Origin of the sequence: Streptomyces sp. NPDC093149 (assembly GCF_044754145.1) — a bacterium.
In the GTDB taxonomy this organism is placed as follows: Bacteria; Actinomycetota; Actinomycetes; order Streptomycetales; family Streptomycetaceae; genus Streptomyces.
Genome location: NZ_JBIVON010000002.1, coordinates 191839 through 204420, shown reverse-complemented (window position 1 = coordinate 204420; position 12582 = coordinate 191839). Strand labels below are relative to the sequence as shown.

Genomic DNA, 12582 nt, shown 5'->3' with positions numbered 1-12582 from the left:
GGCTCAGCGGGCGAGCGGGAACATCCGGCTGAGACGCGGCAGCCGACGCGACGCTTCGTCCGCGTTGCGTATGTCCCATGCCTCGCCGCTCGGTTCGGGGTTGCAGGGGAGGTCCAGGCCCTCGGCCTCCAGCGCCCTCTCAAGGCCTTCCTCCTCGCCCGTCAGCAGGTCGAAGGCCTCGGCCGCGACGTAGTCCAGCGACTCCCACTCGGGCCACTCGTCGTCCGACCACTCCTGCGGGGGACGTCCGGCCAGCGCGCGCAGCTTCGGGGTCCTTGCCAACGAATCCGGATCGGCCACCGCCCTCTCGTACGCCTCTCGGCCGAGACCGAGCACCCAGAACTGGAAGTACCAGAAACTGTCGTCGGAGCACGATCCTCCTTGGATCTGCTCGGCGGCGACCCACATCTCCCACGTGTCGATCCGCTGTCGCACCCGGTGCAGGCACGACTGGAACTGCACGATCTCTGCCGGTGACCGCTGCATGAGTTGCTCACGCAATGCCTCCAGCCGCTGGTCCGGGTCATCGGTCTGCTGCTGGCAGCCCTCCATCAGGGCCCAGAAGGAGTTCTCATCCATGGGCCGCACTATGGCAGTCGGGTCGGACACACCCACTTCCGGTCGTCTCCTTCGTCCGTGAAGGCGGGTCGAACGGGTGAGGAGCAGCCTGGTGGTCCTCCTCCTCAACCGTGCGGTCGCGGTGGCAATGGTCGACGGCGCGGCCGCCGGGCTCGCGCTGCTCGACGATCTCGACCGCTCCTGGGCGCTGCTGCGGCGCTTTCCGGTCCGTCGTGCCCCGGCCGACTCGCCCACCGCGGTCCTACTGTGCTGCGCCTCAATCACGCTGCGGAATGACTCAGGAACGCCTGGTCGCCTTCGGCAAGAGGCAGTTATCCTCGGCGGACTCGTGTGAAACACCCTTATCCCGGAGGGGACATGAGGATCACCCTGGAAGTCGGCGGCCCCGCCGAGACCGACGATCTGCGGCAGTGGCTGCGGCGCAATCCCGAGCTGCGGGGCGCCGTCGGTCAGGCACTGTCCGGGCCGCCCATGCCGGGCAGCATGAGCGGGGGCGCGGCCGAGCTCATCCCCGTGCTGCTGACACCCGGTGGGCTCACCGCCGCCGTGGCCGCGGCCGTCGTCGCCTGGTTGCAGAGCAGACGGGGGAACCAGACTGTGACGATCAACCGGCCGGACGGTACGCAGGTCACAGTCACTTCCGAGCGGGTGCGAGGGCTGACGGCCGAAGGGGCCGGCGATCTCGCGCAGAGGGTGGCCGAGGCGCTCCAGCAGCCGCCGCAACCCGCCCCGCCGACGGACGGGCACGATGACCGGCAGCCGGACACGGCGGAGCGGAACTGACCGTGAGGGATCAGCAGGGGGACTTAAGCAGCGCCAACTGCCACGCGGTCGTGGTCGGTACGGGCCGGTGCGGCAGAGGTGGCGGCACAGCGCTGTCTGATCTGCCCGGCGCCGCGCGCTCGGCGCAGGCTGTCGCCGCGGCACTGCGGGAGAACTGCGGCATGGACGGCAGGGTCACCGAGATCATCGACCCGGAGGGGCCGACCGAGGTGCTCGCCGCCGTGCAGGCCGCTATCGACGCCTCCGAGGGCGGAGTCGTCCTCTTCTACTTCATAGGCCACGGCCTGGTCGGCCCCGGGCGGCAGTTGTACCTGTCCACAGCGGGCACCTCCTCAGCCGATGACACCGTCCACGCCGTCCCCTACGACCAGGTGGGCAAGCGGCTCGGTGAGGCCGCGGCGAGCACAGTGGTCGTCCTGGACTGCTGCTTCTCGGGCCTAGCGCAAGCCGCGCCGCAGGAGTCGTACCGCGAGGTCATCACCTCGGCCCGCCCCGAGGGCAGCTTTCTGCTGGCCTCGGCGACGCACTATGCCGCCTCGTTCGCGCCCGTGGATGCCGAACACACTCTCTTCAGCGGGGAGTTGCTGAGGCTGCTGACGGAAGGCGATCCGGGCGGGCCTGCCTGGTTCACCCTGCTCGATCTCTACCGGATACTCGACCGCCGTTTCCAGGGCAGTGCCGCACGCCCGCACTCGGATGGTGTCGGCCGGGCCTCCGACCTGACTCTCGCCCGTAACCCCGGCAGGCTCGTCCACGACGCCGCCATGGAACCGGAGCCCGCGCAGGGAGGCGGCCCGTGCCCATACCCCGGAATGCGACCATTCCTGCCGGAACAACACCATCTCTTCTTCGGCCGTGAGGAGTTGACGCGCAGCCTGGTGAGCCGGGTGACCGATGAACCTTACGCGGGGCCGGTCGTCCTGGTGGGCGCATCGGGAGCCGGTAAGTCCTCCCTGCTCAGGGCCGGACTCGTGGCCGGCCTGGAGGGTCAGGGGGTGCTGCTGATCCCGGGGCCTGGTGCGCAACCGTTCCATACGCTCGTGGAGAGCTGGGCAACGGCGGTGGGGCGGCCGTTCGCCGAGGTGGAAAGCGAGTTGGGCACCGGACGGTTCGGCGGCGGCGGGCCGGGCGTGCTGGTCATCGACCAGCTGGAGGAGATTTTCACCCAGTGCCGGGACGTGGAAGAGCGTGAACTGTTCGTCCGCGCCCTGGCCGGGGCGGGCTCCGACAGTCCCCGCATCGTGCTGGGTCTGCGCGCCGACTTCTACGACCAGGGCCTGAACAACGCTCGGCTCGCGCGGATCGTCAGGTCCGGGCAGTTCACCGTGGCCGCCATGTCCAACGACGAACTGCGAGCGGCCGTCGAACGGCCCGCGGAACACGCCGGGCTGCGCCTGGAGGACGGGCTGTCCCACCACATCCTGCGCGAACTGCGTCAGGAGCGGGCCGCCGAGGGCGACGCGGTCGCGCTGCCGTTCCTTGCCCACGCCCTGCGGCAGACCTGGGCCGGGCGTCGCGGCACCACGCTGACCTTCGCCGCGTACCAGGCCGCGGGCGGGATCCGCACCTCCGTCGCCCGGACCGCCGACGAAGTCCACGACGCACTCGGCGCCGACGACCGAAGCCGGCTGCGGGAACTGCTGCTACGCATGGTCCTGGTGGTCGACGACGACGGCCGCGTGGTGCGCCGCCGCGTCCCCGCGCGGGAACTCAACCAGGTCGCCGATCTGCTCGGACAGCTGGCCGCGGCCCGGCTCGTCATCGTCGACCAGGACGAGGCGCAGCTGTGCCACGACTCCCTTCTCAACGCCTGGCCACGGCTGCGGGACTGGATCGCGGACGACCGGGCCGGACTCCTCGCACGTCGAAGGCTGAGTGATGCGGCTGATGGATGGCACGAGGCGGGCCGCCCGCAGAGCGGCCTGTACGGGGGCGATCAGCTGGCTTCGGCGCGCACGCAGCTTCCTGGGAGTGGCGGCACGCTGCCCATGCGGCCCGTCGAGCGGGACTTCCTGCGCGCGAGCGGTCGCGCGGAGCGCCGCACGAGGAACCTGCGCCGGGCCGCGGTTTCCGTCGTGACCGTGCTGGCCCTGCTCGCCACGACGCTCGCCGTGTTGGCGCGCGGCGCGCAGCGGGACGCGGAGGGCCGGGCGACCGTCCTGCTCGCCGACCAGGTGGCAGCGAAGGCGGACGCCATGCGCGAACGCGATCCGCAGACCGCGCTGCGGCTCAGCCTGGCGGCATATCGCACGGCGCAGACGCCCGCCACCCGGTCGAGCCTCTACTCGGCGTACCTGACGGAGACGCCGGTCGAAGTCTCGGGCGGGCATCGCGAGCCGGTGCTCAATATCGCGTTCAGCCAGGACGGGGATGTCCTTGCGACCAGCCAGCGCAACGGGTGGGTGCAGCTGTGGGACATCTCCCGCCGGAACGTGCCTGTGAAGGCGGGGACATTGAAACTGAACGGCAGCGCAGCCATCGCCTTCCACCCGCGCACCCGGCTGCTGGCGGCGCAGACGGCCACGGAACTCGCCCTGTGGGACGTCACCGACCCTCGGCGGCCCAAGCGGCTCGCCGCACGCGGCGTCCCCAAAGGCGTCACGTACACCCTGGGGTTCGCTCCGGACGGCCGCACGCTCGCGGCAGGCAGCGACAAGGGACGTCTACGGCTGTGGGACGTGTCGAAACCCTCGGCGCCGCTGCTGCGGACGGACCGCTCGGCGGCTTCCACCGCGCTCATCTCGCTGGCGTTCCGCCACGACGGCCTGCTGGTCACGGGCAACGGCATCAGCGGGAAAGGCGCGTCGGAGCGGCTGGCGGAAGTGCGGTTGTGGGATGTGCGCGATCCGGCACGGGCGCGACTGCTGGACACCGCCAAGACCACCTCAGTGATGGCAGTCGCCGCCCACCCGACGCGGGATCTGCTGGTCGCGACCGGCGCGGGCGGAAAGATGGCCTGGTGGACTGTGGAGGGCGGCCGTCGGCTCAAGCGCGTCGAGCCCGAGGACGAGTGGGGCAGCGAATGGGGTTACGGTGACCTGCCCTCACTGAGTTTCCGCCCGGACGGGGAAAGGCTCGCCGCGGCGAACAACAGGGCCACCGGTGGCGCCCAGCTCCGAAGAACGGTCGCGACCGGTGCGGAGCTGCTCGACTCCCTGGCCGAACTGGGGACGGCACGCGGGGGCGAGCCGGCCCAGTCGGTCGCCTACAGCCCCGACGGACGCCATCTCGCCGTGGGCGACATGGGAGGCAACGTACGAGTCTGGCCACAGCGTGCTCCCGCACCCCGGCTTCTCGGGGCGATGACAAACGGGGACCCGGGCACCAGTCCGATCAGCGACGACGGAACGCTCATGGTCGCCGAGGGCACAGAGGGCACAGACGACACAGAGACCACCCAGGTCTGGGACCTCCGCAGCGCGGACACGGCCGAAGGGGCCGATCCACGTCTGCGGTTCACGCTGCCCAAGCCGTGGAAGGCCCGCTACTTCCTCCCGGGGACCGACCGGCCGGTGCTGATGGCGCACCGATGGACGCAGGGCACGGAGGACCACGCGTTCCGGCTGTGGGACTTCGGCAGAGACGCGAAGAAGCCTCCGGTTCCGGGAGCAGAAATCCCGGTGACGGCCGCGAACGTGCGCACGGCGGTATCTGCGGACGGCAGGCTTCTGGTCCTCGGCGGCATGGCCACCGGCACGGTGCAGATATGGGACGTACGGGACGTCCGCCGCCCGGTGCGGCGCGCAACGATTCCCGCGGTGCCGGTCTCCGAATGGGAGAGTCTGTTCTTCCTGGGCGACCGGGGGCTCGCGATCGTGGACCGGGGCGAGCCCGGGCGGGGCAGACCGCTGGACCTGCGCATCTGGGACCTCACTGATCCCGCCGAGCCGGTCAAGGGCGTTCTCCTCAAGGACGCGGCCATGGGGCAGGCAGGCTACGTGCCCTCGACGCGGCTCCTGATGCACGACGCTCTCGCCCAGCGGACCCAGCTCTGGGACATGCGAGACATCCGCAGGCCCCGGAAGGCTGCCCTGCTGCCAGCCGCGTCCGGCGGCTATCAGCCAGTCGGTAAAGGCATCCTGGCGACGACGCTCGCCGACGGAACCGTGAAGTTCTGGGACGCGAGCGACCCGTACAAGCCCCGGGAGACGGGCGAGATGCGCCTCGACGGCGCCCTCACGGACATCAGGCCGTCGCCGGACGGGAAGTGGGTCCTGACGGACGAGCCCTACCGCATCTGGAAGGCGGAGAAGGACGGCACATGGCGCACGCCGGCCATCGCCACCGTGGAAGGCGTGAAGGGCCTGAGGCTGCTGCCCGCCGGCAGCCCTTTCATGGCTGTGACCACGGACAGCGACCTGGAAGGGCGGCACTCGGGGGGACTCACCTACCTGATCGACTTCGACACCGACCGCATCTACGACCGGCTGTGCACCACCCACCCCCTCAGCGTCGAGAAGAAGCAGTGGAAAGCACTGCTCCCGCACCTGAACCACCAACCGTCCTGCGGCTGAGGGGCATCGCCCACGGGAGAGATCGCCGCGCGCCCCTCGTCTCCGAGTTGCATACCGCTAGGTGCTCCACCGCATCACCGAGCACCCCGACACGGACATCACGTACAAAGCCGAATGCCTCTGGTGCAAATGGTCCACCTGACCTGCCACAAACTCCGCGCGTGTCGACGTGGCGTGCATGAGCCACCCCGGACGCAGTGGGCACAAGAGCTTCCGGCGCGTCCGTACATCGTTTGCCGTGGTCGTGCGGTGAGCCTTCCTCGTCGCAGTCCGAGCCGTGCGCGAGGTCAGCCCTCGCCCGGCAGGGCGGCCGACGTCCCGCTGATTCTCGCGATCCGTTCCCGCCACGGGATGCGGTCGGGCTCCGGCGCGGGGACGCCGTGGAGGGGCGCCTGCGCTGCGGACCGGCGGCACGGTGCGCATTCCGTCTCGTCGGCCAGTGGGCGGAAGACGTGTTTGCCGCCCGGCCCCTTGCACTCCAACAGTTCGCTGACGGGTTGGGACTGGTGGGGCAGCGGTGGGAGCCGGAGTTCGGGGAGCTTCTGGATGAGGCGGTAGCGCAGGAATCCGACTGCCGAGCGCACGCCGTTCTCGGGGCGTTCGGCGAGTAAGGCGTGGCGGAGGTCGGACTCGGTCAGGCCGCGTTCCAGCCACTTGACCGCCTCCACGGCCAGCGCGCGTGCTTCCTGTACGCCCAGGTGGAGTTCGCGGCGCGTGTGGCGCAGGGAGAGCAGGACCCGTTCCGCTCGGGCGAGCTGCGCCGGGTCGGGTGCCGGGGTCGTCGGGGTCGGTTCCGGTGCCGGTCCGGGCGTCGGCTCGGGTTCGGAGGGTGGGTGGGGAGTGGTCTTGTCACTGTGGTCTTCTACCGGTTGACAGCCACCGACCGTCCGGGCAGTCGGTTCACCGACCGTCGGGAACCGCGTACTCGGTGGCGGGACGGCCGTGGGCGAGGCCTCTCGCAGGTGCCCCGCCTGCTCGCCCGTCAGAGGGCTGTTCGCGACCAACTGCTCGGTCAGCCAGCGTCCCCCGCCGCCCTGGCTCCGCCACTCGTGCACGTATCCGTGCTCGACCAGCTGTTCCTTCGCCTTCTGGTACGCGCGGCCCTTGATGCCCAGCTTCTGGGCGAGTTCGCTCAACGGCTTGTACGTGGGGCCCTCGGGCAGACCCTGGACGTACAGGAGGAGGATCTTCGCGTCACTGCTCAAACGCGGATGGCGGACGACATCATGTGATGCCTTCGTATAGCGCGCGGTGGGCGCGATAGAATGACGCAGCATTTCCGGTGGGTCTCTTCCACTGGTGGTGTAGGCCCTCGGATGGTGTTGTCAGCACCGCCGGGGGCTGCCCCATGTACACGGAAGCGCACAGAGGGTGATGATTTCGTCACCGTACCGCATCGCCTCCATCTCCCGCCACGCGAACGGAACTTCGCCCCATCAGGCAAGCCGGATCGAGCTGTGCCGGTGGTTTGCCGGTGGTACGCCCACCGTCTCCGCCGCTTCGCACGCGAGTTCACCGGTGAAGTTGTTCACCAGGCACCGGATGGTCCGGCCTGTGCACGGAGGCGCGCGTGCCTGCACGGCAGCCTGTTCGTCCAGCCGTTGTGTGCCCCCGTCCTCGAAGTCACGGAGTACGGGGGCACACAGGAATCGGCGCGTCAGTGCTGCTGCTGCGCCTTGCGACGACGGATCACCAGGTAGCCGCCGGCCGCGACGAGCGCGGCGGCCGCTGCGGACAGCAGGCCGACGGGTGCGCCGTTACCGGTCTCGGCGAGATCCCCGCCGGTCTGGGTGGAGGGTGACGAGGAGGCAGAGGCGGAGGAGCCCGAAGCCGGGGACGCCGGGGCAGCGCCCTCAGAGGCGGACGACGCGGGCTCCGCGGTGGACTGCTCCGGGCCGGACGGGGTCACGGACGTCGACGGGGCCGCGGACGTCGACGGAGTGTCGGACGGGGACGTGGAGTCGGACGGGGACGGCTTGCCGCCACCGGGCTTGCCACCACCGGGCTCCTCACCGCCCGGCTTCGATTCTTCGCCGCAGTCGACCCAGAAGACCTTGTGCTTGGCCTTGCCGTGCTCACCGTCGAAGTTCCAGAACAGCTTGTAGTGACCGTCGGGCAGGGACTGGTCCTGCGAACGACCATGCCCCTCACCGTCGAGCGTCAGCGAACCGGACTTCACGGTCTCGCCCTTGACATGGGCGGTCGGGGCCCAGGCTTCGATGCGCCAGTCGACGCTCTGCTTCGCGTCGAAACCGAAGGCGTCGAGATAGAAGGTGCACACGTGAGGCTCGTTCTTACGGAGCTCCTCACCGGTCGAGGCATCATGGATCTTCACGGTGCCGTTGTCGCCGGGGGCGGTGGCGTATGCCGTAGGGGCAAGCAGCAGGGCCGCGGTGACGGCGGCCGTGAGCGTGCCTGCGGAAGCAACTGTGCGCATGGGAAATCCAACGGTTGGGAGTAGAAAGGGCTTCCGTGGGGGGCTGCTCAGCTTCCTGCGACCGTCGCGTACCCGTCAATGCACCTATGACCACATGCGTCACAGAGTGCATCACTTGCCCCCTTAGTCCCGCATAACGATTGGATCATCGCTCCGGCCGATTCCGACGATTTGACTTGCTCCTACATATCGAGAAAGCTGGATATGAACCAGAAGTCGAACGGAGAGGCAGGCCGGTGGACCCCCTGGCCGTACACAAGGCGCTCGCCAATCCCGCACGCCTGCAGTTCATGCAGTGGCTGCGGGAGCCGGAGAAGCACTTCGACGAGGACTCCTACCGACAGCAGGGGCTCGGCTTCCACATCGGGGTGTGCGTGGGCGACATCCAGAAGCGCGCCGGACTGGCGCAGTCGGTGGTGTCCGGATACCTGCAGACCTTGAAGGACGCCGGGCTGCTCACCTCGGAACGCATCGGCAAGTGGACGTACTACCGGCGCAACGAGCCGGTGATCGCGGAGTTCGCCGCGCACGTCCGCGACGAGCTGTAGACCCGACGAATCCCCCGCGAGCGCCGCTCCGGACCCAAACATATCTACTTTTCCAGATTTAACGAAAGGTCGCCATGAGAAAGGCCTCCGTCACCGTCCTGGTGCTCGCCCTGGGCGTGTTCGGGATCATCACCACCGAGATGGGCATGGTCGGCGTGCTCCCCCAGGTCTCGGCGGCACTCGACGTCGCACCGTCCACCGCCGGCTGGCTCGTCGGAGTGTTTGCCCTGGTCATCGCCGTATCCGGACCGTTCACCACGCTGCTCGCCTCCGGCATCGACCGCAAGAAGGTGCTCGCGACCGCGATAGCCGTGTTCGCCGTGTCCAACGCCGTCTACGCGCTCACCACGCAGTACGAGGTGATGCTCGCCTTCCGTATCGTTCCCGCGCTCTTCCATCCCGTGTTCTTCGCGGTCGCGCTCGCGACCGCCGCGCGGCTGGTGCCCGCAGAGGACGCCACCCGCGCCACGACCACCGTGTTCGGCGGCGTCACCGTCGGCTTCGCCTTCGGGGTGCCACTGACCTCGTACCTCGCCGAGCATGTGTCCCTGGCCTCGGCGTTCTGGTTCGGCGCACTCGTCAATCTGCTCGCCTTCATCGGCATGCTGTTGTTCGTCCCACCGATGCCCGTCGCTCAAAGGGTCTCCTACGGAACCCAGTTGAAGGTCCTGAAGCGGTTGCGGTTGTGGCTGACCATCGCGTCCGTCGTGCTCGTCTTCGCGGCGATGTTCTCGGTCTACGGCTACTTCGCCGAGTACCTGGGCCGGGTCACGCACATGGACGGCACCTGGGTCAGCGCCATGCTGATGGCGTTCGGCGTGGTGATGGTCCTCGGCAACTTCGTCTTCGGTGAGCTGTTGCGGCGCGATCTCATTCGTACCGTGGTCGGCTACCCGGTTCTGTGTCTGCTCGTCTATGTGCTCCTGTACGCCGTGGGCCCGCTGTTCGCGCCGATGGTCGTCGCCGTGCTGGTCTGGGGGGCCGTGCACTCGGGCGGGCTCGTCGTGAGCCAGAGCTGGCTGGGGCGGGACGCCTCCGACGCGCCCGAGTTCGGCAACAGCCTCTTCATCTCGTTCTCGAACCTCGGCATCACGGTCGGAACGGCGGTCGGGGGATGGGTCCTGTCCGCGTACGGAGCCCGTCAACTCACCTGGGTGGGTACGGGGTTCGCCGTCGCCGCACTGTTGGTCACGGCTCTGCGGCTGAGCCTGGACCGCGCCGGGGTGCGGCAGGGACCGTCGGTCGCCTCCGGCGAACAGATGCACGGAGAGGTGCGGGCCTGAGACCCGTCGTTCTCATCGCACCCGTCGCGTCTCCGACCCCCGGCCGTCCGGGAGACGCCGTAGTGTGCGGCCAGGAACCGTCCGGAGGGGGAACGTTCATGGGAACGACCAGCACCGACGACGCACGGGCCGGGGAACGCGAGGATCTTCTCGCGATCGTCGCCGATCAGCGCACCAACTTTCTCTACACCGTCGCGGACATCGGTGACGAGCAGGCCGCACTCACCACCACCGTCAGCGAGCTGACGCTCGGCGGCCTGGTCAAGCATCTCGGTGACGTGCAGCGGACCTGGCTCGCCGTGGTGGACGGCACGGCGCCCGGCGAGGTCGGCTGGGCCGACCTCGATCCCGACAGCAATCGGATGACCGACGGCGAGACCCTGGCCGGGCTGCTCGAAGCCTTTCACGCGGCGGCGGCGGAATTCGATCGCGCGGTGCGGCAGGAGCCCGATCTCGGCCGTCTCGTGACACTTCCTCGGTACCCGTGGTCACCGCCGGAGCCGATCACGTGGACCGTACGGCACGTGCTGCTGCATGTCTTCCGGGAGATCGCGCACCACTGCGGGCACGCGGACATCATCCGCGAGGCGCTGGACGGCGCCAGCACCACGGCCCGGATGGCCGAGGCCGCCTCGCGCAGCGCCGGCGCGGATGGTGGCGACGGCAGCGACATCGGAAGTTGACGGCCGGGGCGGGCCTGGCGGTCGGCCGGGGCGGGCCCGGCGGTCCGTCTCGGTTGTGGGCCCCGTCCCCGGCCCGGATCCCTCCTGGCGTGAGCCTCGCCCCGGTGGCGGGTCCACCTCGGACGCATGACCGCCCCGGACGCATGACCGCCTCGGACGCGTGACCGCCCCGGACGCGTGACCACCTCGGACGCATGACCGCCCCGGGCCTGCGCGGTACGCGGTCCGGGGCGGTGCGCGTTCCCCGGCGTCATGAAGGCACGAGCTGCCGCCTGCCGCGAACCGACGCATCTCCCCCGCGAGACCGCACCGGGCGCCCGCCGATCCGGCATCCCGGTTCCGGCCCCCGAGGCGTCGCCCCCGGACCCTGAAGCGTCGTCCCCGACCCCTGAAGCGTCGCCCTCCGACCCCTTCGCCGTCACCACAGCCTCCGGCAGCGCGTACGAGCATCGGCGCCCGTGCCACGAAATCCCCACGTCCTGCCGTCTTCTGGCGCATCGTGTTCCGTCCCCTGGCGCATCGTGTTCCGTCCCCTCTCCTCGTGCCGCGTCGCGTTGCGATGCGTGGACCGTGGCGGTCCGGCAGAGCACTCCACCGATGAAGCGCATGCGGCCAAACGAGTGCCTCTTGGCCGGTCTCGGGGCGCGCGGCAGGAGGATTCAGGAGACTGGCGGCCGGCACTGGGAGCGGCTCCTGACTGTGCTTGCGGAAGCGTCGATTTCCGGCCACAACACAACGCCCCTTACGCTGCACCACATCGGTCACCAACGGTCGGCCGGGAGAGAAGGGCGACAACATGACCTCAGAGACCAACACACTGGGCACCATCGATGCCACAACTGCCGTGCTGGAGGCGGAACTTCCCCGCCTGGAGCAGCACCAGCAGACCCTGGAGAAGGAACTCGCGACTGTCACCGAGCGGCTGGAGTCGGTGCGGACCGCGCTGACGGCGCTGCGTTCGCTGGCCGCCTCCCCCGTTCCCGCGAACACGGAGGCGCGTGAGGTCAGGACGGAGGACGTCAAGACCGAGGACGAGGACGCCAAGGCCGAGGCCGAGAGCGTTGCCGCTGCCGAGGTTCCGCAGACCCCGCAGATCCCGCAGCAGGCTCAGGGTTCCATCGATTCCGCCGTCCGGGCAGAGGCCCCGCAGGAGCCGGCAGCGGCTGCCCCCGCACGCCGCACCGCCCGGAAGACGTCCGCCCCCAAGGGCCGCAAGCAGGCTGCCGCCGCCAAGCCGAAGAGCGAGCGCGGCCAGGCCAAGAAGGCCGTCGCGACCAAGGCCGCCAACTCCGCGCAGCCCGCGAAGACCACGAAGTCCGCCGAGCCGGCGGCCAAGAAGGCCGCCGCTCCGAAGGGCAAGAAGGCCGCCGCCGCGTCCGCCAAGGCCACCAAGTCCGCGAAGGCCGCGGCCCCGAAGAAGGCGGCGCCCGCCGCACCGGCTGTCGACGACAGTGGCAGCCTCACCGAGATGGCCATCAAGGTGCTGTCCACGTTCGGCGACACCCCGGTCCGTGCCCGTGACGTCACCGAAGCCCTGGGGCGGGAGCTGACCCCCAACGGCATCAACACCGTCCGCAGCACCCTGGACCGGCTCGTCGCCACCTCCCGTGCCCACCGCGCCGGCCGGGGCCTCTACCAGGCCCCCGCCAACTGAGAAGTCCTCGCAGGGGAACAGCACGCGCCGTACGTCACCGCTCCCGTTGCGGCCTCCGGGCCGTGACAGGAGCGGTGACGGGGGTCATCGGCCGGCCTGAG

The 12582-nt window shown here is 69.8% G+C and carries 9 protein-coding genes and 1 pseudogene; 7 read left to right on the top strand and 3 right to left on the bottom strand.

Annotated elements, in window-relative coordinates; genetic code table 11:
• Window positions 1–3: 3 nt before the first annotated feature.
• The gene (locus tag ACIQCZ_RS07465; protein ID WP_402280468.1) at window positions 4–579 is read right to left on the bottom strand and encodes a DUF4240 domain-containing protein; all 576 of its coding nucleotides are present in this window, start codon (window positions 577–579) and stop codon (window positions 4–6) included.
• A gap of 91 nt (window positions 580–670) precedes the next feature.
• Between ACIQCZ_RS07465 and ACIQCZ_RS07460 the strand changes: the two genes are divergently transcribed.
• The 3 genes from ACIQCZ_RS07460 to ACIQCZ_RS07450 are packed head-to-tail and all read left to right on the top strand — an operon-like array spanning window position 671 to window position 5876.
• Window positions 671–913 (top strand): hypothetical protein, encoded by a 243-nt coding sequence (locus ACIQCZ_RS07460; protein ID WP_402280467.1) that lies wholly within the window; start codon window positions 671–673, stop codon window positions 911–913.
• 23 nt (window positions 914–936) lie between these two features.
• The gene (locus ACIQCZ_RS07455; protein WP_402280466.1) at window positions 937–1362 is read left to right on the top strand and encodes a hypothetical protein; all 426 of its coding nucleotides are present in this window, start codon (window positions 937–939) and stop codon (window positions 1360–1362) included.
• 2 nt (window positions 1363–1364) lie between these two features.
• Window positions 1365–5876 carry a caspase family protein gene (locus ACIQCZ_RS07450; protein ID WP_402280465.1) on the top strand — a complete coding sequence of 1504 codons (4512 nt, stop codon included), beginning with the start codon at window positions 1365–1367 and terminating at the stop codon, window positions 5874–5876.
• 287 nt (window positions 5877–6163) lie between these two features.
• On the opposite strand, the gene ACIQCZ_RS07445 is transcribed toward ACIQCZ_RS07450, so the two are convergent.
• Window positions 6164–7081 (bottom strand): hypothetical protein, encoded by a 918-nt coding sequence (locus tag ACIQCZ_RS07445; RefSeq protein WP_402280464.1) that lies wholly within the window; start codon window positions 7079–7081, stop codon window positions 6164–6166.
• A gap of 452 nt (window positions 7082–7533) precedes the next feature.
• On the bottom strand, window positions 7534–8313 hold the full coding sequence (locus ACIQCZ_RS07440) for an LPXTG cell wall anchor domain-containing protein (protein WP_402280463.1): 780 nt from the start codon (window positions 8311–8313) through the stop codon (window positions 7534–7536).
• A gap of 236 nt (window positions 8314–8549) precedes the next feature.
• On the opposite strand from ACIQCZ_RS07440, the gene ACIQCZ_RS07435 reads away from it, so the two are divergent.
• The 4 genes and pseudogenes from ACIQCZ_RS07435 (at window position 8550) to ACIQCZ_RS07420 (ending at window position 12481) form a co-directional block, all read left to right on the top strand.
• The gene (locus tag ACIQCZ_RS07435) at window positions 8550–8861 is read left to right on the top strand and encodes an ArsR/SmtB family transcription factor (RefSeq protein ID WP_391741555.1); all 312 of its coding nucleotides are present in this window, start codon (window positions 8550–8552) and stop codon (window positions 8859–8861) included.
• Window positions 8862–8935: 74 nt separating this feature from the next.
• Window positions 8936–9871 (top strand): annotated as a pseudogene (locus ACIQCZ_RS07430) (MFS transporter); the annotation flags it as partial.
• A 371-nt stretch (window positions 9872–10242) separates the two neighbouring features.
• Window positions 10243–10827 carry a DUF664 domain-containing protein gene (locus ACIQCZ_RS07425; RefSeq protein WP_402280462.1) on the top strand — a complete coding sequence of 195 codons (585 nt, stop codon included), beginning with the start codon at window positions 10243–10245 and terminating at the stop codon, window positions 10825–10827.
• Window positions 10828–11623: 796 nt separating this feature from the next.
• Window positions 11624–12481 (top strand): hypothetical protein, encoded by an 858-nt coding sequence (locus tag ACIQCZ_RS07420; protein WP_402280460.1) that lies wholly within the window; start codon window positions 11624–11626, stop codon window positions 12479–12481.
• The last annotated feature ends 101 nt before the right edge of the window (window positions 12482–12582 follow it).

Coding starts and splice junctions, on each gene's coding strand:
- ACIQCZ_RS07465 (WP_402280468.1), bottom strand. CDS start 579: ATGGATGAGAACTCCTTCTGGGCCCTGATGGAGGGCTGCCAGCAGCAG.
- ACIQCZ_RS07455 (WP_402280466.1), top strand. CDS start 937: ATGAGGATCACCCTGGAAGTCGGCGGCCCCGCCGAGACCGACGATCTG.
- ACIQCZ_RS07425 (WP_402280462.1), top strand. CDS start 10,243: ATGGGAACGACCAGCACCGACGACGCACGGGCCGGGGAACGCGAGGAT.
- ACIQCZ_RS07440 (WP_402280463.1), bottom strand. CDS start 8,313: ATGCGCACAGTTGCTTCCGCAGGCACGCTCACGGCCGCCGTCACCGCG.
- ACIQCZ_RS07420 (WP_402280460.1), top strand. CDS start 11,624: ATGACCTCAGAGACCAACACACTGGGCACCATCGATGCCACAACTGCC.